The organism is Burkholderia sp. SIMBA_051 (assembly GCF_046534915.1).
Taxonomy (GTDB): domain Bacteria; phylum Pseudomonadota; class Gammaproteobacteria; order Burkholderiales; family Burkholderiaceae; genus Burkholderia; species Burkholderia ambifaria.
Window position 1 is genome coordinate 242,671 of record NZ_JAWRXS010000001.1, and the last position, 21,318, is coordinate 263,988.

20 protein-coding genes are annotated in these 21,318 nt (G+C 68.7%); 12 read left to right on the forward strand and 8 right to left on the reverse strand.

Annotated features, from left to right (window positions below):
* Positions 1-9: 9 nt before the first annotated feature.
* The gene (locus SB771_RS01035; RefSeq protein ID WP_175659468.1) at positions 10-960 is read right to left on the reverse strand and encodes a DUF979 domain-containing protein; all 951 of its coding nucleotides are present in this window, start codon (positions 958-960) and stop codon (positions 10-12) included.
* On the reverse strand, positions 957-1,646 hold the full coding sequence (locus tag SB771_RS01040; protein ID WP_006750127.1) for a DUF969 domain-containing protein: 690 nt from the start codon (positions 1,644-1,646) through the stop codon (positions 957-959). Before SB771_RS01040 ends, SB771_RS01035 begins: the two co-directional genes overlap by 4 nt.
* A 293-nt stretch (positions 1,647-1,939) precedes the next feature.
* Here SB771_RS01040 and SB771_RS01045 point away from each other — a divergent pair, with 293 nt between their 5' ends.
* From SB771_RS01045 to SB771_RS01055, 3 genes are all read left to right on the forward strand, one after another.
* Entirely contained in the window at positions 1,940-2,164 is a 225-nt protein-coding gene (locus tag SB771_RS01045; RefSeq protein ID WP_011658476.1) for a hypothetical protein, read from the forward strand.
* 392 nt (positions 2,165-2,556) lie between these two features.
* A complete protein-coding gene (locus SB771_RS01050) occupies positions 2,557-3,561 on the forward strand; it encodes a chemotaxis response regulator protein-glutamate methylesterase (protein WP_105831727.1) in 1,005 nt (334 codons plus the stop codon).
* A gap of 55 nt (positions 3,562-3,616) precedes the next feature.
* A complete protein-coding gene (locus tag SB771_RS01055) occupies positions 3,617-4,690 on the forward strand; it encodes a diguanylate cyclase domain-containing protein (RefSeq protein WP_175659469.1) in 1,074 nt (357 codons plus the stop codon).
* A 4-nt stretch (positions 4,691-4,694) separates the two neighbouring features.
* Here the strand turns inward: SB771_RS01055 and SB771_RS01060 are convergent, their stop codons facing one another.
* On the reverse strand, positions 4,695-6,944 hold the full coding sequence (locus SB771_RS01060) for a putative bifunctional diguanylate cyclase/phosphodiesterase (RefSeq protein ID WP_175659470.1): 2,250 nt from the start codon (positions 6,942-6,944) through the stop codon (positions 4,695-4,697).
* A 150-nt stretch (positions 6,945-7,094) separates the two neighbouring features.
* Here SB771_RS01060 and SB771_RS01065 point away from each other — a divergent pair, with 150 nt between their 5' ends.
* The 3 genes from SB771_RS01065 (at position 7,095) to SB771_RS01075 (ending at position 9,204) form a co-directional block, all read left to right on the forward strand.
* Positions 7,095-7,289 carry a hypothetical protein gene (locus SB771_RS01065; protein ID WP_175658691.1) on the forward strand — a complete coding sequence of 65 codons (195 nt, stop codon included), beginning with the start codon at positions 7,095-7,097 and terminating at the stop codon, positions 7,287-7,289.
* Between the two features lie 161 nt (positions 7,290-7,450).
* Positions 7,451-8,173, forward strand: coding sequence for a haloacid dehalogenase type II (locus SB771_RS01070; RefSeq protein WP_175655012.1), 723 nt, complete (start codon positions 7,451-7,453; stop codon positions 8,171-8,173).
* A gap of 107 nt (positions 8,174-8,280) precedes the next feature.
* Complete coding sequence (locus SB771_RS01075) at positions 8,281-9,204, forward strand: hypothetical protein (RefSeq protein WP_175659471.1); 924 nt, start codon at positions 8,281-8,283, stop codon at positions 9,202-9,204.
* A gap of 115 nt (positions 9,205-9,319) precedes the next feature.
* Here the strand turns inward: SB771_RS01075 and SB771_RS01080 are convergent, their stop codons facing one another.
* Positions 9,320-10,279 carry a LysR family transcriptional regulator gene (locus tag SB771_RS01080; protein ID WP_175659472.1) on the reverse strand — a complete coding sequence of 320 codons (960 nt, stop codon included), beginning with the start codon at positions 10,277-10,279 and terminating at the stop codon, positions 9,320-9,322.
* Between the two features lie 144 nt (positions 10,280-10,423).
* Here SB771_RS01080 and SB771_RS01085 point away from each other — a divergent pair, with 144 nt between their 5' ends.
* The 3 genes from SB771_RS01085 to mmsB all read left to right on the forward strand — a co-directional run bounded on the left by SB771_RS01085 (position 10,424) and on the right by mmsB (position 14,296).
* The gene (locus SB771_RS01085) at positions 10,424-11,743 is read left to right on the forward strand and encodes an MFS transporter (protein WP_175659473.1); all 1,320 of its coding nucleotides are present in this window, start codon (positions 10,424-10,426) and stop codon (positions 11,741-11,743) included.
* 121 nt (positions 11,744-11,864) lie between these two features.
* Positions 11,865-13,391, forward strand: a complete 1,527-nt coding sequence (locus SB771_RS01090) for a CoA-acylating methylmalonate-semialdehyde dehydrogenase (RefSeq protein WP_012365774.1) — start codon at positions 11,865-11,867, stop codon at positions 13,389-13,391.
* 14 nt (positions 13,392-13,405) lie between these two features.
* Positions 13,406-14,296, forward strand: a complete 891-nt coding sequence (gene mmsB, locus SB771_RS01095) for a 3-hydroxyisobutyrate dehydrogenase (RefSeq protein ID WP_175659474.1) — start codon at positions 13,406-13,408, stop codon at positions 14,294-14,296.
* 89 nt (positions 14,297-14,385) lie between these two features.
* Here mmsB and SB771_RS01100 read toward each other — a convergent pair whose 3' ends face one another.
* Positions 14,386-14,718, reverse strand: a complete 333-nt coding sequence (locus tag SB771_RS01100; protein WP_175659475.1) for a hypothetical protein — start codon at positions 14,716-14,718, stop codon at positions 14,386-14,388.
* A gap of 542 nt (positions 14,719-15,260) precedes the next feature.
* Here SB771_RS01100 and SB771_RS01105 point away from each other — a divergent pair.
* Positions 15,261-16,022: a DUF4397 domain-containing protein gene (locus tag SB771_RS01105; RefSeq protein ID WP_175659476.1), complete on the forward strand. Its 762-nt coding sequence runs from the start codon at positions 15,261-15,263 to the stop codon at positions 16,020-16,022.
* A 63-nt stretch (positions 16,023-16,085) separates the two neighbouring features.
* Here the strand turns inward: SB771_RS01105 and SB771_RS01110 are convergent, their stop codons facing one another.
* Both SB771_RS01110 and SB771_RS01115 read right to left on the reverse strand, forming a co-directional pair.
* Positions 16,086-16,640, reverse strand: a complete 555-nt coding sequence (locus SB771_RS01110) for a DUF3005 domain-containing protein (protein ID WP_175659477.1) — start codon at positions 16,638-16,640, stop codon at positions 16,086-16,088.
* A 179-nt stretch (positions 16,641-16,819) separates the two neighbouring features.
* Entirely contained in the window at positions 16,820-17,083 is a 264-nt protein-coding gene (locus tag SB771_RS01115; protein ID WP_082089639.1) for a hypothetical protein, read from the reverse strand.
* 374 nt (positions 17,084-17,457) lie between these two features.
* On the opposite strand from SB771_RS01115, the gene SB771_RS01120 reads away from it, so the two are divergent.
* A complete protein-coding gene (locus SB771_RS01120; RefSeq protein ID WP_175659478.1) occupies positions 17,458-18,630 on the forward strand; it encodes a LysR family transcriptional regulator in 1,173 nt (390 codons plus the stop codon).
* Positions 18,631-18,689: 59 nt separating this feature from the next.
* Here SB771_RS01120 and SB771_RS01125 read toward each other — a convergent pair whose 3' ends face one another.
* On the reverse strand, positions 18,690-20,246 hold the full coding sequence (locus tag SB771_RS01125; protein WP_175659479.1) for an MFS transporter: 1,557 nt from the start codon (positions 20,244-20,246) through the stop codon (positions 18,690-18,692).
* Between the two features lie 100 nt (positions 20,247-20,346).
* On the opposite strand from SB771_RS01125, the gene SB771_RS01130 reads away from it, so the two are divergent.
* Positions 20,347-21,225 carry a LysR family transcriptional regulator gene (locus SB771_RS01130; protein ID WP_175659480.1) on the forward strand — a complete coding sequence of 293 codons (879 nt, stop codon included), beginning with the start codon at positions 20,347-20,349 and terminating at the stop codon, positions 21,223-21,225.
* Positions 21,226-21,318: the final 93 nt, after the last annotated feature.

The window sequence follows — 21,318 nt, forward strand, 5'->3', positions numbered from 1 at the left end:
GGCACCTCGTCAGAAGCGGAATACGAACGCGTACATCAGCAGCGTGTTCACGGCCAGCAGCAGCACGGCGGTCGGCCACTGCGCCTTGATCACGCCGTTCTTGTCCTTCAGTTCGAGCAGCGCCGCGGGCACGATGTTGAAGTTCGCGGCCATCGGCGTCATCAGCGTACCGCAGAAGCCGCTCAGCATCCCGATCGCGCCGAGGATCGCCGGGTTGCCGTGAAATTGATGGACGATCAGCGGCAGGCCGATGCCGGCCGTCATCACGGGGAACGCGGCGAACCCGTTGCCCATGATCATCGTGAACAGCGCCATGCCGACCGTGTAGGCGGCGACGACGGCGAACGGCGAGTCGATCGGCACCCAGTCCTTCACGAGCCCGGACACCACGCCGCCGACGCCCGCGACCGCGAACAGCGCGCCGAGCGCCGCGAGCATCTGCGGCAGGATCGCGGCCCAGCCGACCGCGTCCATCGTGTGGCGCGCCTCCTTCAGCGCGTGCACCGGCGAATCGCGCAGCATCGCGAGCGCGACGGCGAACGCGACGAGCGTGCCGAGCACGAGCGAGATCAGCGTCACGCTCTTCGGGTCGACGAACGGCACGAGCTTCAGCGCGAACGTGCCGATCAGCGTGACGACGGGAATCAGCAACGCCGGCAGGAACAGCTTGTTGCCGAAGCGCAGCGCCTTCGCGTCGCGCCGCGCGGCCGCCGCGTCGCCGGCTTCGTCCGACTTGCCGCGTCCGAGCTTGCCCGAGCCCGCGATCAACGCGAGCGCGATCGCGAGGCAGCCCATCACGAAGTGCGGCAGCAGCGCGCCGAACAGGAACGTGAGCGCGTAGATCGCCCAGAACGCGAAATTGAATACGCGACGCGGGTTCGTGCGGTCCATCAGATTGAAGCACGCGAACGCCGCGAACATCAGCCCGGCGAGCGTATAGAGCGGTTCGAGGCCGATCATCGCGCGCCCTCCCGGCCGAACGCGCCGAAGCCGCGCGACAGCCGGCGGTCGAGCAGCGCGAGCCGCGTGCAGTGGATCAGCAGCGCGGCGATCGCGGTCGGGATCGCCCAGACCGACAGGTGCAGCGGCTCGATCGCGATGCCGTTCTGTTCGAGAAAGCCCTTGATCAGCAGGATCGACTGGATCGCGATGAAGATGTCCTCGCCGAAGAACACGGCGACGTTGTCGGCGGCCGATGCGTGCGCGCGGATCTGCTGGCGCACCGACTCGGGCAGCTCGCCGTGCTGGCTGACGGCGGCGGCCTCGGCCATCGGCGCGATCAGCGGCCGCACCATCTGCGCGTGCCCGCCGAGCGACGTGAGGCCGAGCGCCGCGGTCACCTGACGCAGCACGAAATACAGCATCAGCACGCGGCCGGTGGTCGCCGCCTGCACGCGCGAGATCATCCGCTTCGCCTGCTCCTTCAAGCCATTGCGCTCGAGCAGCGCGATCACCGGCAGCGTCAGCCAGATCAGCCCCATGTAGCGGTTGTCCGTGAACGCCTTGCCGAACGCGCTGACGATGTCGACAAGATTCATCCCGCCCGCCAGGCCCGTCGCGAGGCCCGCGATCGTGACCACCAGCAGCGCGTTGAAGCGCAGCGCGAAACCGATCACGACGATCGGCACCCCAATCAGCACCAGCATTGCTCCTCCTTGTGATGAATGCGCGACGCTGTGGATATGCGCCGCCCCGCCCGGTTTCGACCGGTTTCAGGTCGCAAAATCTAGCACGAGACTTTATCGATAAAAAGTCGACAATTTGGTGCTTCGGGTAAACGTTGAAACCGGTATGACGGTGGGGCGGCCACGTATCGGCGGGGTTACGGCGGTGTCGACTCGGAACGGCCCGCGCCGCGCGCCCTGCTCCCGCCGCGCATGGCGGAGCGCCGGTACGCCGACTACACTGGAAGGCATTGGCAACGTTGGGGAGAGCCGCCATGATTGACGTATTCCAGACCATCGGCAGCCGTGAGTTCTCCGCTCATCTGGCGAAGGACGGGATGGTGACGCTGATGGAACAACGCCATGAAGTCGACCGTGTGACGCTCGCGACCGCCTATGCCGCGCTCGTGGAAGAATCCGAGCAGGAAGCCGACCTGCTCGACGCGACCGTCGAAGGGATGATGCGCGCGCTGATCCAGGGGTACGCGCGCAGCCATTGACGGGGCAGCCGCGCGTCTTCGGCGCGCGGCGGCGTCGCGCCGCAGGCGCACTGCATCGGCATCGGCACCGGTTGCAAACTTGCGGTAGACAACGCGTGCCCGCTCTTGAGATGCCGATCTGGTACCCCTCCCGGCCCTCGGGCCCACCGTCTTTCCGTGGCCCGGACGCCAAAAATGCCCGCCCCGCCCTAGAGGAAAGGGTCAGAACGACGCAATGCGCAATTTTTTCGATTGCCGCCGCTCGCGCCGCATGACAGCATGCGGGGCGTTGCCAATCGAAAAGAATTCCGTGCCGTTCGCCCGCCGATACCGTTCGGCCGCGCCGACCCGACACCGCCTTCCATGAACCCGGCCCACCTCCAACACTACGAACCGACCGGAGTATCCCGCTTGTGAACATCGGCATCGTCAACGACCTCCCGCTTGCCGTCGAGGCGATGCGCCGTGCGATCGCGCGCCGGCCCGAGCATCGCGTGCTGTGGGTCGCGACCGACGGCGCGCAGGCCGTCGACATGTGCGCCGCGCAACCGCCCGACGTCGTGCTGATGGACCTGATCATGCCGAAGTGCGACGGGATCGAGGCGACGCGGCGGATCATGCGCTCCGACCGCCCATGCGCGATCCTGATCGTGACGAGCTGCATCGGCGCGAACGCGTGGCGCGTGTTCGAAGCGATGGGCGCCGGCGCGCTCGACGCGGTCGACACGCCCCGCCTCGGCGAAGGCGCGGCCGGCGACACCGCCCGACTCCTGCTCGCGAAAATCGACCAGATCGGCCGGCTGCTCGACGCGCCCGGCGGCGTCCGCACGGCCGGCACGACCACGCGCGCGAGCGGCGGCCCGCTGATCGCGATCGGCGCGTCCGCCGGCGGCCCCGGCGCGCTCGCGTCGATTCTCGGGGGCTTGCCGGCCAACTTCAGCGCGCCGATCGTGATCGTCCAGCACGTCGATCGCGCGTTCGCCGAAGGGATGGCGCAATGGCTCGACGGCCAGACGCCGCTGACCGTGCGCGTCGCGCGCGAAGGCGACCGCCCGCAGCCGGGCGTCGCGCTGCTCGCGGCGACCGACGATCACCTGCGCATCACGCGCGCCGGCACGCTGGAATACACGCGCGAACCGGCCGCCACGCCGTACCGGCCGTCGGTCGACGTATTCTTCAACAGCCTGACCGAGCACTGGCCGGGCCGCGTGATCGGCGTGCTGCTGACCGGCATGGGACGCGACGGCGCGATCGGCCTGAAGGCACTGCGCATGAAGGGCTACCACACGATCGCGCAGGACGAAGCGACCAGCGCCGTCTATGGGATGCCGAAAGCGGCCGCGACGCTCGGCGCGGCACGCGCGATCCTGCCGCTCGAGCGCATCGCGGGCGAACTGGCGGCACTCGCGCGGATCTGAGCCCGATGAACTCCCGTCACACCCCACGCGGCCAGGGCGCAACCCGGCATCCATCATGACCAGCGACCTCTCCCGCCCGCCCGGCGGCCTGCACGCGGCGTTTGACGCCAGCCCCACGCCGCACGCCGACGCCCCCGCGATGGTCCTGCTGGTCGACGACCAGACGATCGTCGCGGAAGCCATCCGGCGCGCGCTCGTCGACGAGGACGGCATCGACTTCCACTACTGCCCGCGCTCGGACGACGCGCTAGCGACCGCGATCGAGACGCGGCCGACGGTGATCCTGCAGGATCTCGTGATGCCCGGCACCGACGGGCTGACCCTCGTGAAGGCGTACCGCGCGAATCCGGCGATGCGCGACGTGCCGATCATCGTGCTGTCGACGCAGGAAGAGCCGGTGGTGAAGAGCGCCGCGTTCGCGGCCGGCGCGAACGACTACCTCGTGAAACTGCCCGACCGCATCGAGCTGGTCGCGCGGATCCGCTATCACTCGCGTTCGTACATGAGCCTGCTGCAACGCGACGAGGCTTATCGCGCGCTGCGGCAATCGCAGCAGCAACTGCTCGAGGCCAATCTCGAACTGCGGCGCCTCACGCATTCGGACGGCCTGACCGGGCTGTCGAACCGGCGCTATCTCGACGAATACCTGGCGGCCGAATGGCGGCGCGGCGCGCGCGAGCGCAGCGAGCTGTCGCTGCTGATGATCGACGTCGACAACTTCAAGCTGTACAACGACACGTACGGCCACGTATCGGGCGACAGCGTGCTCAAGCAGGTCGCGTCGACCATCGAGCGCTGTCTCGGGCAGTCCGGCGATCTCGCCGCGCGGTTCGGCGGCGAGGAGTTCGCGGTCGTGATGCCGGCCACGTCGCCGGGCGCCGCGCGGCTGCTCGGCGAGAAGATCCGCCTCGCGATCGAAGGGCTGCGGCTCGAGCACGCGCACTCGTCGACGGGCCGCTACGTGACGATCAGCATCGGCGGCGCGAGCATCGTGCCGGCCGCCGGCGTGCCGACGACGTCGCTGATCGAGGCGGCCGATCGCGCGCTGTATCGCGCGAAGCACGACGGCAAGAATCGCGTGGAGATCGATGCGCCGCCCGCGCGTCCGCCCGGCGGCGGTTTCGCTTGAGCGCCTACACGGTGACGAGCCGGCGCGCGTAGTCGGCCGGATCGAGCGGCCGGCCGAACAGGTAGCCCTGCTGCATGTCGCAGCCGATCTGCTGCAGGAACCACGACTGCGCCTCGGTCTCGACGCCTTCCGCGGTGACCTTCATCCCGAGCGAATGCGCCATCGCGACGACGGCCTGCGTGATCGCGACCGAGTCGCGATGATCGGGCACGCCCGACACGAACGAACGGTCGACCTTCAGGTTATGCAGCGGAAACCGCTTCAGGTACGCGAGCGACGAATAGCCGGTGCCGAAATCGTCGACCGAGATCCGCACGTTCATGTCCGTGAGCGCCTCGAGCATCGGCAGCACGGTGTCCGTGTCGTTCATCAGCAGTCCTTCGGTAATCTCCAGCTCGAGCGCGCCCGGGTCGAGCTGCGTCTGCGCGAGGCAGCGGCCGACCGACTCGACGAGGCCCTCGTGGAACTGCCGCGGCGACAGGTTGACCGCCAGCATCAGGTCGGGCGCGATCGTGCGGCGCCATTCGGCGGCCTGCCGGCAGGCCGTTTCGAGCACCCACTGGCCGATCGCCACGATCAGCCCCGTGTCTTCCGCGACCGGAATGAATTCCGTCGGCGACATCGGCCCGAGCTCGGGGCTCGTCCAGCGCAGCAGCGCTTCGGCGCCGACGGTGCGGCCGCTGCGCGCGTCGACGACCGGCTGGTAGGCGAGCCGCAGCGCGTCCGACGAAATCGCGCGGCGCAGCGACTGCTCGATCGCGAAGCGGCGCTGCAGGCGCAGATTCAGTTGCGCGGTGAAGAACGTGAAGTGGTTGCGGCCGCGCTGCTTCGCGTCGTACATCGCTGAGTCGGCGTTGCGCATCAGCGTGACCGCATCGTCGCCGTCGCGCGGCGCGACGCTGATCCCGATCGACACGCCGAGCCAGTACTCGTTGTTCGCGATCGCGAACGGTTTCGCGATCGTGTCGATCACCTCGCGCGCGAGCGCGGACAGTTCGTCGGGATCGTCGCATTGGTCGACGAGGATCACGAACTCGTCGCCGCCGACGCGCGTGAGCGCATGGCGCCCGTCCGCGCAGGCCGCGAGGCGCGCCGCGACGCTGCGCAGCAGCGCGTCGCCGGCGTCGTGGCCGGCCGTGTCGTTGACCTTCTTGAACCCGACGAGATCGATGAACAGGATCGCGACGCGCGCGGGCCCGGCCGCCGCATCGTGCGTGCCGAACAGCTCGCGCATCCGCTCGGAGAGCCAGCGCCGGTTGTAGAGGCCCGTGAGCGCGTCGCGCGTCGCCAGGTAGCGCAGTTGCTGCTGCGCTTCGCGCACGGGGCCGATGTCGTGAAACGACACGAGCACCGACTCGGGCCGCGTCTCGCCCGGCTTCACGATCGGCACCGCGTTGCCGCGCACCCAGATGATGTCGCCGTCCGCGAGCCCGAAGCCGACCGAGTAGTCGAGCAGCGGCGTGGCCGTGGTGAACGCGAGCCGGCTCGGCCAATCGTCGGGCGCGATCGGCGTGCCGTCCTCGCGCAGCTTGTACAGGATCACGCTCGACAGCCAGCGCCCGACGAGCTCGCCCTTCACGCGCATCATCCGGTTCGCGCTCGGATTGCTCGCGATCACCACGCCGTCGGGCGACAACATGAGAATCCCTTCGTTCAGGCTGTTGACGACCAGACGGTGTTGCTCCTCGCTGTGCACGAGCTGACGAGCGATCGAGTCCTGGTGCACCGCGAGACCGACGCTGTTGCCGATATCGCGCAGCAGGTCGGTTTCCGTGTCGCTGGGCCGCCGCGGCGCGCGGTGATAGACGGCGAACGCGCCGAGCACGGTGCCCGTCTCGTCCAGGAACGGCACCGACCAGCACGCGCGCAGGCCGAGCGGCAGCGCGAAGGCCCGATAGTCGGCCCACAACGGATCGGTTTCGATGTCTTCGACGGCGATCATCCGGCGCTCGTACATCGCGGTGCCGCACGAGCCCGCGGCGGGCCCGATGGTTGCGCCTTCGATCGCGGCGCTGTACTGGGCCGGCAGCGACGGCGCGGCGCCGACGTGCACATGCACGCCGTCCGCGTCGAGCAGCAGGATCGTGCACGACGCGCCTTCGCCCAGCAGCGCCTCGGCGCGCCGGCAGACCTCGACGAGCAGTTCCGGCAGCGGTGTGTTGCGCGTGATCAGCCTCAGCACGCTTTGCTCGGACGCGAGGACTTCCGCCGCGAGGCCGAGACTGTATCGAGAACTTTGCGGTTCGGTATTCAAGTGAATCCTGCCGTCAGTTCGATCGGGTTCTGATGCGCCCGATTCGTTAGCGGTCCTGCGTGCCGTTTATCGCTCCGGGTTTACGTGAACCCGATGCGTCCCCATGGGCGCGCGCCAGAACGCGCACCAAAGTACATTTAACACCAATCCGTGACAATCGGCGTACCCCTTTCATCAGGGGTTACGCTCGGTTGCTTCGACAACGAACCGTCAGACTGCGAACTGCTGGTCGCGATGAACGGCCGCCGGAACGACCTGATTGCAAGCGAAGTCGACGACGACAGCCCGGACGTGATGCCGATTCGCGACGGGAAGGTGCAGGTGCAGATCAGAAAGTGGCATTGACGGCGGAAAGCAAATCGCGCGCCACGTTGCGGGGCGGTTCCGCGTGATGACCTGCCAGACCGCCTTTCCGTATCCGTGATTCAATGTCGATCGAACCGGCGCCGCGCCATCCGCGCGGCACGGCGATGCGTACCCTCTCGATCGACCTTCACTGGATCACCATGACGAACCCTGCCGACATCAAGGCGCTCGTTTTCGACGTGTTCGGAACGATCGTCGACTGGAGAAACGGCGTCGCACGCGAAGCCGCCGCGTTCCTGGCGCGCCATGCGGCGGATCTCGACCCGTTCGAATTCGCCGACGCGTGGCGCGCCGAATATTCGCCGTCGATGGAAGAAATCCGCAGCGGGCGCAGGCGGTACGTGCGGCTCGACGTGCTGCATCGCGAGAACCTCGTGCGCACGCTCGACCGCTACGGCATCGACGGCGCGCCCGATGACGAGATCGACGCGCTCAACCTCGCGTGGCACCGGCTCGATCCGTGGCCCGATTCGGTCGCGGCGCTGCAGCGGCTGAAGCAGCGCTATGTGATCGCGCCGCTGTCGAACGGCAACATCCGGCTGATGATCGACGTCGCGAAGCACGGCGGCCTGCCGTGGGACGCGATTCTCGGCGCGGAAGTCGCGCACGCGTACAAGCCGTCGCCGAAGGTCTATACCGATGCGGTCGAGATCCTCGGCGTCGCGCCGGCCGAGGTGTGCCTGGTCGCCGCGCACAACGGCGACCTCGCCGCCGCGCGGCAACTCGGGCTGGCGACCGCGTTCGTGCTGCGGCCGACCGAACACGGGCCGAACCAGACGACGGACCTGCAAGCGGACGACGCGTGGGACTTCGACGTCAGCGACCTGAACGAACTCGCGGACCGGCTCGGGTGTCCGGGTTGAATGCCGGCTTTGGTGCGTGATCGCAGCGCGCTGCCGACCGCGCGGCAGCGCCAGCGGAACGACTGGTAGACTCCGCAAACTTTGTCCCGTTGCGACCACCTGCCCCCATGTCATCTCCGTTGCGCCTTGTCGAAGGCAAACTGACCGCGTTGCGCTTTCTCGAGCGCCCCGACCAAGACACTGCCGGGAACCGTCAGATGTCGCCCGTCGACCCCGAAGCCCGCAAAAAATCGCTCGGCTACTGGTTCACGCACACCGTGGTGCCGATCCTTGCGGCGCTCACTGGCAACGGGGCCGCGGCCAATGCGCTGGTGTTTCAGCAAACCAACGAAGACCTCATCCTGGCCCGGTTGAACGCCGCGGCCGACAAGGTCGAACATCCGGCGACCTGGTCGTACGCGAACATGCGCGAGACCAGGACCTTCGTGTCGGCAAACGCGTTCGTGACTGTCGGGAAGAACGACAAGATCCTGTTCGCGAAACTTCCGGTGGAAATCGAAACAGGCGGCGAAACGTACCGCGGATTCCTTGGCGGCCAGTGCTTCGACGTTGGCGACGACGTGGTTGCCGTGATCGATCGTCGCGGTCGCCTGTTCGCGCTGTCATCCCCCGACCGGCGCCGCATGGTCATGGATCACGCGTGCAGTGACACGGGGCTGGCCGGCCTGACGCGCAGCCTCTGGTTCGCGTGGAAATGGATGTTCATCGGCATGAACTGCTTTCTCATACCGATCATGGCCCTCGTGCTTTGGACCAGCGACCGCGGGTTTTCCCACCTGGATGTCGATCTGGCCATGCTGCTGGGTGTGCCGCTCACGATCGGCATCCTTCTCGCGCTGGTGGTGGGCGTGCGGCTGTCATGGTCCGACTGGCTGCCGGCGTGGCGCACGTCGAGCATCCTGAAGGCGCTTGGGCGTCCGGATCTGTGCACGGTCGATTTCGTGGATACGCGCACCGAGGCGGAACGTAATGGCCAGGCGCGCGACACGGATATCGGACAAATCTACTACGCGCCCGCGCTCAAGACCTGACACACCGGCTCCGTCGCGCCGGTCTGCACCCGCGCCGCCAGACCGGCGCGTGCCGCCGGCCGTGTTGTCATCCCGATCGCTCGTCGCGTCGCCGATGCGACATGCCCGTCGGCCGCTATTGCAGCTCCCCGACAAACCGCAACACCCCCGACTCCCCCATCAGCAACCCCCGATTCGCATCCGCCGCCGCGCGCAGGTAATCCCACAGCGCCGTCACCCGCCGCAGCTTGCGCAGATCCTCGCGACAGGTCAGCCAGAAGCACCGCGTGACCACCACGTCGTCCGGCAGCACCGCCACCAGCGCCGGCTGCGTGGCCGCCATGAAGCATGGCACGATCGCGAGCGCGCCGCCCTGCAGCGCGGCGAATACCTGCGCGATCACGCTCGTCGTGCGCAACCCGGCCGTCGCGCCGGGCACCGCCCGCTCCAGATACAGCAGCTCGCTGCTGAACGCGAGATCGTCGACGTAGCTGACGAACGCATGCCGCGCGAGATCGTCGGTGCAGGTGATCGGCGCATGGTTCTCCAGATAGTCGCGCGTCGCGTAGAGCCGCAACTGGTAGTCGCACAGCTTCGTGACCACGTAAGGCCCGCGTTCGGGCCGCTCGAGCGTGATCGCCAGATCGGCCTCGCGCTTCGGCAGGTTGACGAAATGCGGGACGGGCAGCAGGTCGACCGTCACATGCGGATGCGCGACGCGAAACCGCGCGAGCTGCGGCGCAAGAAAGAAGCAGCCGAACCCTTCGGTCGATCCGATCCGCACGTGGCCCGACAGCGCGCCGCCGGTGTTCGCGACCAGGTCGCACGCGGATTGCACGGTCGTCTCCATCGCATCCGCATACGCAACGAGCCGCTGCCCCTCGGCCGTCAGCGTGAAGCCGCCGGAGCGCGACTTGTCGAACAGCAGCGTGCCCATCGCGGCCTCGAGCGCGCGTATGCGCCGCGCGACGGTCGTGTAGTCGACGCCGAGCCGCTTCGCCGCGCCACTCGCGCGCTGCGTGCGCGCGACTTCGAGGAAGAAGCGCAGGTCGTCCCAGTTCAGGTTGCCGGAAACCGGCTCGGGGGTGTGTCGCATCGGCAGGCGTCTCCAGGCCGGCCGTCGATATGCAGAAATGCATATCCAACCGGTTTTCTTGTCGGTACATCATGGATCAGCGCATAACTATACTCGACCGTGACCTGCGGACCATGAGCCGCGGGCATCCAATACGGAGACACCATGCAGACCCGATCCACCCTCGATGAGCATGCAGCCGTCGCGACGCCGGCGCCCGCCCGCACCGCGCGGCACTACCTGCTGGCCGGCTGGGCCAGCATGGCCGGCACGACCATCGAGTGGTACGACTTCTTCCTCTACGGCACCGCCGCCGCGCTGGTATTCAACCGCATCTTCTTTCCGTCGCTGGACCCGGTCGTCGGCACGCTCGCCGCGTTCGGCACGTTCGCGGTCGGCTTCATCGGCCGACCAATGGGCGGCATCGTGTTCGGCCACTTCGGCGACCGCATCGGGCGCAAGTCGATGCTGATGATCACGCTGCTGCTGATGGGCGTGCCGAGCATGATCATCGGGCTGATCCCGTCGTACGACAGCATCGGCTACTGGGCCGCCGCGCTGCTGATCGCGATGCGCTTCCTGCAGGGGATGGCGGTCGGCGGCGAATGGGGCGGCGCGGTGCTGATGGCCGTCGAGCATGCGCCGAAGGGCCGCAAGGGGCTGTTCGGCAGCCTGCCGCAGACGGGCGTGGGGCTCGGGCTGATCCTGTCGTCGGTCGCGATGGCCGCGGTGGCCGCGCTGCCGGACGCCGACATGCTGTCGTGGGGCTGGCGCGTGCCGTTCCTCGCGAGCATCGCGCTGGTCGGCCTCGGCTGGTTCATCCGCGCGAAGGTGCCGGAGTCGCCGGACTTCGAGAAGATCCAGCGCCAGGGCAAGGCCGAGAAGTCGCCGGTGACGGCCGCGCTGCGCCGCCATCCGCGCGAAGTGCTGACGATCGTCGGCGCGCGCGCCGCCGAGAACACCTGGTTCTACATGGTCGTCACGTTCGCCCTCGCGTATGCGACGCAGCAGCTGCATCTGCCGAAGGCCGAGATGCTGCACGCGATCACGGCCGGCGCGGCGTTGTCGCTCGTCACGATGCCGCTGTGCGGGCATCTCAGCGACCGCATCGGCCAGCGCCGGATGTTCGCGATCGGCCTCGTGCTGATGTGCGCGTTCGCGGCACCGTTCTTCATGATGCTCGGCACGCAGCAGACGTCGACCGCCTGGTGGGCGATCGTGCTCGGCCTTGGCGTCGTGTTCCCGATTCTTTATGCGCCGGAGGCGCTGCTGTTCGCGCAGCAGTTCCCGGCGGAAATCCGCTACAGCGGCATCTCGCTGTCGGTGCAGCTCGCCGGCGTGATCGGCGGCGGCTTCGCGCCCATGATCGCGACGTCGCTGCTCAAGGCCGGCGGCGGCCAGCCGCACTACGTGATCGCGTACCTCGTGGGCTTCGGCGTGTTCGCGCTCGCGTGTACCGCGCTGATGCGTCCGGCGCGCGCATGAGCGCACCGAAGCACCGCCCGCATTGACCCGATTCCTGTTCGACGTGTCGTCCGCCGCGGCTGCACGCGCGACGGACGCGAGCCACCCTTTTCCCTCGCATCATCGTTTCCCGGAGAATTCCATGAACGCCGCAGTTCCCCAGACCACCCTCGCCCTGCCCACCGCCAAGCTGCTGATCGACGGCGCGTTCGTCGATTCGCAAAGCGCCGAATGGGGCGACATCGTCAACCCCGCGACGCAGGAAGTGATCGGCCGCGTGCCGTACGCGACGCTCGACGAGGTCGATGCCGCGATCGCGTCCGCGCAGCGCGCGTTCCAGACGTGGAAGACCACGCCGATCGGCGCGCGGCTGCGCATCATGCTGAAATTCCAGGACCTGGTGCGCCGCAATCTCGAACGGATCGCGCACACGCTGACGGCCGAGCAAGGCAAGACGCTGCCCGACGCGCAGGGCGACATCTTCCGCGGCCTCGAAGTGGTCGAGCACGCATGCTCGATCGGCACGCTGCAGCAAGGCGAGTTCGCGGAGAACGTCGCGGGCGGCGTCGACACCTACACGCTGCGCCAGCCGATCGGCGTGTGCGCGGGCATCACGCCGTTCAACTTCCCCGCGATGATCCCGCTGTGGATGTTCCCGATGGCGATCGTGTGCGGCAACACGTTCGTGCTGAAGCCGTCCGAACAGGACCCGCTGTCGACGATGCAGCTCGTCGAACTCGCGATCGAGGCCGGCGTGCCGCAGGGCGTGCTGAACGTCGTGCACGGCGGCAAGACGGTGGTCGACCGTCTCTGCACGCACCCGGACATCAAGGCGATCTCGTTCGTCGGCTCGACGCGCGTCGGCACGCACGTGTACAACCTCGGCAGCCAGCACGGCAAGCGTGTGCAGTCGATGATGGGCGCGAAGAACCATGCGGTGGTGCTGCCCGATGCGCACCGCGAGCAGGCGATCAACGCGCTGGTCGGCGCGGGCTTCGGCGCGGCCGGCCAGCGTTGCATGGCGACTTCGGTCGTCGTGCTGGTCGGCCGCGCGCGCGACTGGCTGCCCGATCTGGTCGAAAAGGCGAAGGCGCTGAAGGTCAACGCGGGCGCCGAAGCCGGCACGGATGTCGGGCCGGTGGTGTCGAAGGCGGCGAAGGCGCGCGTCCTGTCGCTGATCGACGCCGGCGTGAAGGAAGGCGCAACGCTGTTGCTCGACGGCCGCGACGTGAAGGTGCCGGGCTACGAGCAGGGCAACTTCGTCGGCCCGACGATCTTCTCGGGCGTGACGACCGACATGTCGATCTATCAGGAGGAAATCTTCGGGCCGGTGGTGGTCGTGCTCGAAGCCGACACGCTCGACGACGCGATCGCGCTCGTCAACGCGAACCCGATGGGCAACGGCGTCGGCCTGTTCACGCAGAGCGGCGCGGCCGCGCGCAAGTTCCAGAGCGAGATCGACGTCGGCCAGGTCGGCATCAACATTCCGATCCCGGTGCCGGTGCCCTACTTCAGCTTCACCGGCTCGCGCGGCTCGAAGCTCGGCGATCTCGGCCCGTACGGCAAGCAGGTCGTGCAGTTCTACACGCAGACGAAGACGGTCACCGCGCGCTGGTTCGACGACGACGCGACGGCCGGCGGCGTGAACACGACCATCGCACTGCGCTGAGCAGGAGTCCGCACATGGAAATCGCATTCATCGGACTCGGCAACATGGGCGGCCCGATGGCCGCCAACCTGCTCAAGGCCGGCCACGCACTGACGGTGTTCGACCTCGACGCAAACGCGGTCGACGCCGCGGTGCGTGCGGGCGCGACGGCCGCCGCGTCGCCGCGTGACGCGGCCGCACGCGCGTCGCTGGTCATCACGATGCTGCCGGCCGCGCAGCACGTGCGCGCGGTCTATCTCGGCGACGACGGCGTGCTGGCCGGCGCGCGCGCCGGCGCAACCTTCGTCGACTGCAGCACGATCGACCCGGACACCGTGCGCGCGGTGGCCGACGCCGCCGCGCAGCGCGACTTCCCGCTCGCCGACGCACCGGTGTCCGGCGGCACCGGCGGCGCGCAGGCCGGCACGCTGACGTTCATGGTCGGCGCGCCGGGCGCGCTGTTCGAGCGCATCCGTCCGGTGCTGCTCGACATGGGGAAGAACGTCGTGCATTGCGGCGGCACGGGCACCGGGCAGATCGCGAAGATCTGCAACAACCTGCTGCTCGGGATCTCGATGATGGGCGTGTCGGAAGCGATGGCGCTCGGCGCCGCGCTCGGCATCGATCCAGCCGTGCTGGCCGGCATCATCAACACGTCGACCGGCCGCTGCTGGAGCTCGGATACGTACAACCCGTACCCGGGCGTGAACGACGCGGCGCCTGCCGCGCGCGGCTATGCCGGCGGTTTCGCCGCGAACCTGATGCTGAAGGATCTCGGGCTCGCGACCGAAGCCGCGCGCAGCGCACGGCAGCCGGTATGGATGGGCGCGCTCGCGCAGCAGCTCTATCAGTCGATGAGCCAGCAGGGGCTCGGCGCGCTCGACTTCTCCGCGTGCGTGAAGCTGTACGAGGCACAACCCGCGTAACGCGACCGACGGACGTGCGCCGGCCCGCGATGCCCGTCAACGGCATCGCGGGTCGTTTCACATCGGGAGCAGCACGGGCGGCGCGGCGCTTACCCGCGCGGGTTCGACGCCGTCTCGAAGGTCGGGTGGCACTCGAACGCGAGTTCGGAGCGCGCGTCGACGCGGCGGCCGGCGGTCACCTGCTCTTGCCGCAGGCTCGCGCGCATGCCGCGCTGCGTGCAGTAGTTGGTCGCTTCGCTGACCGCTTTTTCATGGGCGTCGGCCCACGTCGTCGACACGCCGAGCGTGCGGGTCGTCACGGTGAAAACATTGGGGTTCGACGTCGTGGTCACGTCGGAAGCGGTCGAACAGGCGGCGAGCAAGCATGAAGCAGCCGCGATGGTCAACCATCGGAGGGATCGAAAAGGTACGGGAATGGGCATGGGGAGCAAGCGCACGTCGGTTCGACGGCATTGAGCAACATAGGCGACAGTATGCCTGCCCGATCGCCGGAGATCATGCCCTTTTGAGTGAACACATTGTTTCGAATGGTTAAACTATGTGCCGCTGGCGGCAAATTTTACGGCCTGCGGTGGGCGTGGGGTTGGCGTGTGTGTCGCTTTTTCCGGGCGTCGCCGCGCGGTTTCGGGCCGTGCCGCTCGCAGAGCGTGTTACCGGCAAACGCCGTGCGCCAGCTTCGCCACATTGCGCCACAGAGTTGCCGTTTTTTACAAGCACGGCGCCGCCCGCTCGCGCAATCACGCCCGGCATGCAACCGCATCCGCACGCCGCACAACCGCCGCACAACAACCGCCGCACCGACGCCACCGCGCTCCAAAACCGTGCAGGCACATCCCTTGCGACATCAAGGCGCCCGCCGCCCCGGCGGACGGCAATCCTTGCTCAATCGGCGCTGCGCCCCGCACGACTCTCTTCGTGCGGCGGCGTCGCATCGCAAGCAGATTCCCTGAACGAGAGGACGATAATGAAATCCATTCGAACGATAGTGGCCCTGTGCTCGGTCATTTCCGTACTCGCGGCATGCGGCGGCGGCGACGACGTCGGCACCGAACTCGGCATCTCCAAACCGCAGGCACGTTTCATCAACGCAGTGCCGGCCGGCCCGAATCTCGACTACTACCTGAACGCGAAAGTCGACGCGTCAGGCATCGCCTACAAGGGCGTGACCCGCTATCACGACATCGACTCCGGCACGCAGACCGCCAGCTACGACGTATCGGGAACGACCACGACCGTCGCGTCGCAGTCGTTCAGCGCGGCGAACGGTCACCACTACACGACCATTGCGTTGCCGAGCAAGTCGTCGGCGATCTCGCTGATCGACGACCCCTTCGACAAGAAGCTGCTGTCCGACAAGGCGCGCGTGCGTAGTTTCAATGCGTCGCCGAATGCCCAGAACGTCGACGTCTACGTGGTCCCTCCGGGCACCGACATCACGGCACAAAGCCCGACGCTGGCCGGTGCGGCCTACCAGAATGCGGTGCCGGCATCCGGACAGGATTCCGTCTATCTGAACGGCGGCACCTACCAGGTGATCGTCACGACGGCCGGCAGCAAGACGCCGATCCTGAAGACTCCGCCGGTCGCGCTCAACAACAACGCCGACTGGCTGCTGTTGACGATTCCAGCCGGCGGCATTAACGACGTGATACCCAACGACGTTCACGTGCTCGTTGCGCAAGGCAACGATGCGGACACGTCCGCGCAGGAACTCGGCCCGCAGTAAGGGCGCTCGGTAAGCTCACGGCGGACCGCCTCCTGGCGGTCCGCCGAAGCAACGATCGCGACGTCAGCCGATCCGCTCGAAACAGATCACATGTTCGGCCCGCGCGCCGACGCCATGCTGGACCTCCACTTCCACGTCACCGACATACCGGACGCGCCAGCCCGGCCGCGTCCCGATCAGCGGCACATTCCCGCCCGGCCGGCTTTCGATGCCGCCGAGCCCTTCATCGGGCGTGATGACAGCATCGTCGAGCGACGCATTCGAGTAAATCACGTTGTCGTGCCACTCGGTCGCGCCGGCGGCCGCCTCCAGGCCCTTGCCGTCCACGTCGACCGTGTTGTCCGTCCTCGCCATGTTCGCGTTGTCGAGCGTGACGATCCGGCCGGCGGCGCGCCGCACGGGGTCGCCGCTGTCGACCGCATGCGCGTCGACGTCGATCGGCGGCAGGCCGGTCGGCATTTTCGCGGCGACCGTCTCGGGCGTCAGCGGCCGCTTCGCCACTTCCGCGGCCTGGGTCGACGCATCGGGCATGTCGCCGGCCGCCGGCGTCTTCACGGGGCTCTTCGCGATCTGTTCGCGCTGTTTTTCGGGGGTTGAATTCGATTCCGCGTTCTGCATCGCACCTCCTGTTCCGGACGGCATGCGCCGGCGTGATACGGGCGGCGCCGGTCCGGGAATCACTACAACGGTCCTTGCAAATCTTTCACGCGCAGGGCGTCGCACGCGTGCGCCGTGCGACGCACGTGCCGAGCCGGCACGTCGCCGCGGCAGGGCCGGACGACGCCCGCTGTCGCGTGTCAGCCGCCGCTCGCACCCGCCGGCGCGGATGCCGCGCCCGGCATGCTCGCCGCGTCGACGCCGCTGCCGGCCGTGCCGCTGCTCGGCATGCCCGACGGCGCGGTGGACGGCGCCGGCGCCATGCCGCCCGTGGCGCTCGAACTCGCACCGGTGCCGGTGTCGGTCTCGCTCTTCTTCTGACAGCCCGCACCCGCCGCCAGGCCGGCGATCAGGATGCCGGCGAAGACGGCTCGCGATACGTAACGAATGGAATATCGCTGCATGACACCTCCGCTGATGTCGATTGAATGGAAGCGGGGGGCGCGCAATCCGCGTGCCGGACGCCGGCGCGCCGATACTCGTCCCGCCCCATTCATTTTCCAACTGACGCCCAGCCGAATATTTAATTTCCCATCGCCGCGGCGGCCACCCATACTCGCAAGCAAATTCGACACATAACGTCCACGGTGGCCGGGCCCGCGCTGCGTGCACACGCTGCCGGTTCGCGCCGCCGAACATGGAAGGAGACAACGCGTGCGACTGGAAGCCATCCACCGGCCCGGGATCGGGATCGGCGCGGACGCCGCCGCGTCCGAAGCGGACCGTCGGCTGGCCGGGCACCTTCGTCGAATGACGGGCCGCGGGCGCGCGTAGCGACATGCGGGATGCACCGGAGCCGCACGGCCTGCCCCGCGACGCGTCCGACGCCACGGGCGCGCTCGACGTACTGGACGCGCGGCTGATGCGCATCCTGCTCGTGCTGCTCACCGAGCGCACCGTGTCGCGCGCGGCCGTGCGGCTGAACATGTCGCAGCCGGCGACGAGCGCCGCGCTCAAGCGGCTGCGCACGCTGCTCGGCGATCCACTGCTGGTGCGCAGCCGCTACGGCATGGTGCCGACCGAGTTCGGCGCGCGGCTGATCGAGCCGCTGCGCAATGCGCTGCGCGTGATCGACTTCATCCGCATCCAGCAGCCGACCTTCGACGCGCGCACCTCCGTGCGCACCTACCGGATCGGCTGCCCCGATTACCTGAACGTGCTGTTCGTGCCGAAGCTCGTTGCGCTGTTCCGCGAACGCGCGCCGCACGCGCAGCTCGTGTTCCATCCGCTCGGCGACGGCTACGACGACGAACGTGCGCTCGCCGATGGCGAGCTCGACATCGTGATCGACAATCGCCCCGCCCGTTCGTCGCGGTTCCGGCAGGACGACCTGTTCGACGATCGCGTCGTGTGCCTGATGCGCGCGACGCATCCGCTCGCGCGGCGCGGCGCGATGACCGCCGCCGAATTCGCGCAGGCGGCGCAGCTATGCCCGACGCCGTCGTGGCTCGAAGCGTCCGGCGCGATCGACCTGCAGCTCGAACGCGTCGGCCTGCGGCGGCGGATCGTCGTCACGCTCCCTCATTTCGAACTCGCCGCGCATGCGCTCGTGCGCTCCGACCTGATCCTGACGACCACGTATCGGCTCGCGCGCCACTACGCGAAGCTGCTGCCGCTCGGCGCGGTCGCGCTGCCGGCCGAGCCGCCCGACATCGTGTACCGGATGACGTGGAACGAGTCGGGGCCGTGCGTCGACGGCGTGCGGTGGCTGCGCACGTTGATCGTCGAGGCGACGCGCAGCTGGCTCGATGTGGAAGCTGCGCTGCCGGACGTCACGGCGGTTGCCGCGAGCGTGGATGCGGACGCGCGAACGGCTGCGCCGGTGGCTGACGAGCCGCCCGAACCCGCGCGACGCACCCGCCGGCGGCAGGCGACGCATTGCGGCAGCTCGCAGCGGCCGCACCCCGCGCGCGCGGCGCGCATCCATCGCATCGCGACGAAGTCGCACTGAGTCCCGCTGAAATCGCGCGCGCTGCGCCGGGCGCGGTGTCGCCAGCACCACCACCCACCTCACGCGTCACGCATCGGTTGTGCAAGCAACTTGTACGCAACGACGGCAACCATGAGCGCGAGCATACCGCTCACCGTCAACGCGTCGGCGAATCCACTCGCGAACGCCGCGGGCGCCGCTTCCGCGAGCGTGCGCGCGGCCGACGGCGGCACGTGCGCGAGCGCCTGCGCGAGATCGCCAGCCAGCAGGCTCGACATGAACGGCGCGTCAACGAATGCCCGCACGCCCGGCGCGGCGGACAGCAGCCGGTCGAGCTGCGCGTGCGTACTGGCGGCCAGCACCGCGCCGAGCACGCCGACGGCCGTCACGATCGCCGAGAAGCGGGTCGTCGTGCTGATGCCCGACGCCATCCCGGTGCGGTTCGGCGGCACGCACGCCATGATCGCCTTCTGCGTGTCGCCGTTCATGATGCCGGCGCCGCACCCCGTCACGAACATGCCGAGCGCGACGAGCCGGTAGTCGCCGCCGGCCGTCAGCGCCGCCGTCGCGAGATTACCCGCGCCGATCAGCGCGAGCCCGCTCGCCAGCACACCGCCGGGCGACACGCGCGCGGCGAGCATGCCGCCCAGCGACGGCCCGCCGATCATCGCGACCGCGAACGGCAGCATCCCGAGCCCTGCGTCGATCGCCGACATCCCGAACGCGTTCTGCAGGTACAGCGGCAGAAACGTCATCATCACCTGCGCGCACGCCGCATAGCCGAACATCGCCAGCACCGCGCCGACGAAGCGCGGCTGGCGAAACAGCGCGAGATCGATCATCGGCCGCGCCTGCCAGCGCTCCGCGCCGACGAACGCGGCCAGCAGCGCGGCGGCGAGCGCGAACCGGCCGAGCGTCGCGCCCGACAGCCAGCCGTGCGACGGCGCACCGATCAGCGCCGCGATCGCGCACGCGAGCGCCGCGCCGAACAGCACGCTGCCGGCGGCGTCCACTCGTTTCGCGTGCGGATCGCGCGACTCGTCGATCGCGACGCGCGCACCGGCCGCGAGCAGCGCACACACCGGCAGGTTCAGCAGAAATACCCAGCGCCAGCCGATCCACTGCGTGATCGCGCCGCCGACGAGCGGCGCGACGGCCGTCGCGATCCCCATGCACATCCCCCAGATCGCCCACGCGCGGGCCCGTTCGCGCCCGTCCGGAAAGCGGTTCGCGATGACCGCGAGCGCGGCCGTCAGCAGCAGCGCGGCCCCGCCGCCCTTCACCGCGCGCGCGGCGATCAGCCAGCCGGCCGACGGCGCGAGTCCGCAACCGAGCGACGCGAGCGAAAAGAGCGCGAGCCCCGCGCCGAGCATGCGCTTGCGCCCGAAGCGGTCGGCGAGCCCGCCGGCCGGCAGCAGGCACGCGGCGAACGCGGTCATGTAGGCGCTCACGACCCATTCGATGTCGGCGAAGCTCGCATGGAAGCCGCGCGCAATGCTCGGCAGCGACACGGCGACAACGTTGGTATCGAGCACGATCAGCGAGCAGGTTGCCGACGCGACCGCGAGCGTCGCGGCGGCCGGCAGGCGCGGGTTCGCGGGCGCGGCGGCGCGCGAGGCGGAGGAAGGCTGGGACATCGACAGCTCCGGAACAGGAGGAACGAGCCGTATGCTAGGCTGGGCGCGTATTGCCTGTCATTGATACGTCCATGCAGTTTTATTGACGAAAATTGCAATCATGAATCCGCTCGAATTCCGTCATGTGCGCGCGTTCCTGAGCGTCGCGCAGCATCTGCATTTCGCCCGCGCGGCCGACGCGCTCGACATGGCGCCGCCCGCGCTCACGCGGCAGATCCAGGAGGCCGAGCGGCTGCTCGGCGTGCGGCTGTTCCAGCGCTCGCGCCGCGCGGTCACGCTGACGGCGGCAGGCGTTGCGTTTCTCGCCGAGGCGAGCGCCGCGTTCGAGCATCTTCAGCGCGGCCGCGAACTCGCGATGCTGGCCGAGCGCGGCGAACTCGGCCGCATCGAAATCGGCTATGTGTCGTCGGCCGTCTATTCGGGCGCGCTGCAGCGCACGGTCGGCGCGTTTCGCGCCGCGCATCCGCGCATCGACCTGAACCTGCGGGAAGTGCCGATGGACGACGTCGCGAAGCAGCTCGACACGGGCCGCCTCGATCTCGCATACGTGCGCCCGCCGTTGCCGCTGCCGGGCGGGCTGCGGATCGTCACGCTGCAGCGCGACGTGTTCGTCGCGGCCGTGCCGGCCGATTCGCGCTACGCGTCGATGACTACCGTGCGCGCCGCCGATCTCGCCGACGCACGCTTCGCGGTGCCCGAGCAGGAGCGCGGCACGCTCGAAGTCGCACGCCGCGGCCGCTTCGCGCCCGTGATCGCCGCGCGGCCGGGCGGCTTGCTCGCGGTGCTCGCGTGCGTGTCGGTCAACGGCTGGGTCGCCGTGATTCCGGACGCGCTCGCCGGCTGCGTGTCGTTGCCGGGCGTCGTGTACCGGCCGATCGCCGGCAAGCCGATCACGTCCGAACTCGCGCTCGCGCACCGGCGCTTCGATAAGGCGCCTGCGGTGCGCGCGTTCCTGCGCACCGTCCCCGCGGCAGCCTAGCGCCGTATCTTCCCCCGCCGCCATTCCCTTCTCGCACGAATAAGCATTGCGCGATTCGATGTTTGCCGGCGCGAAACCGATTCCGTAATCTGC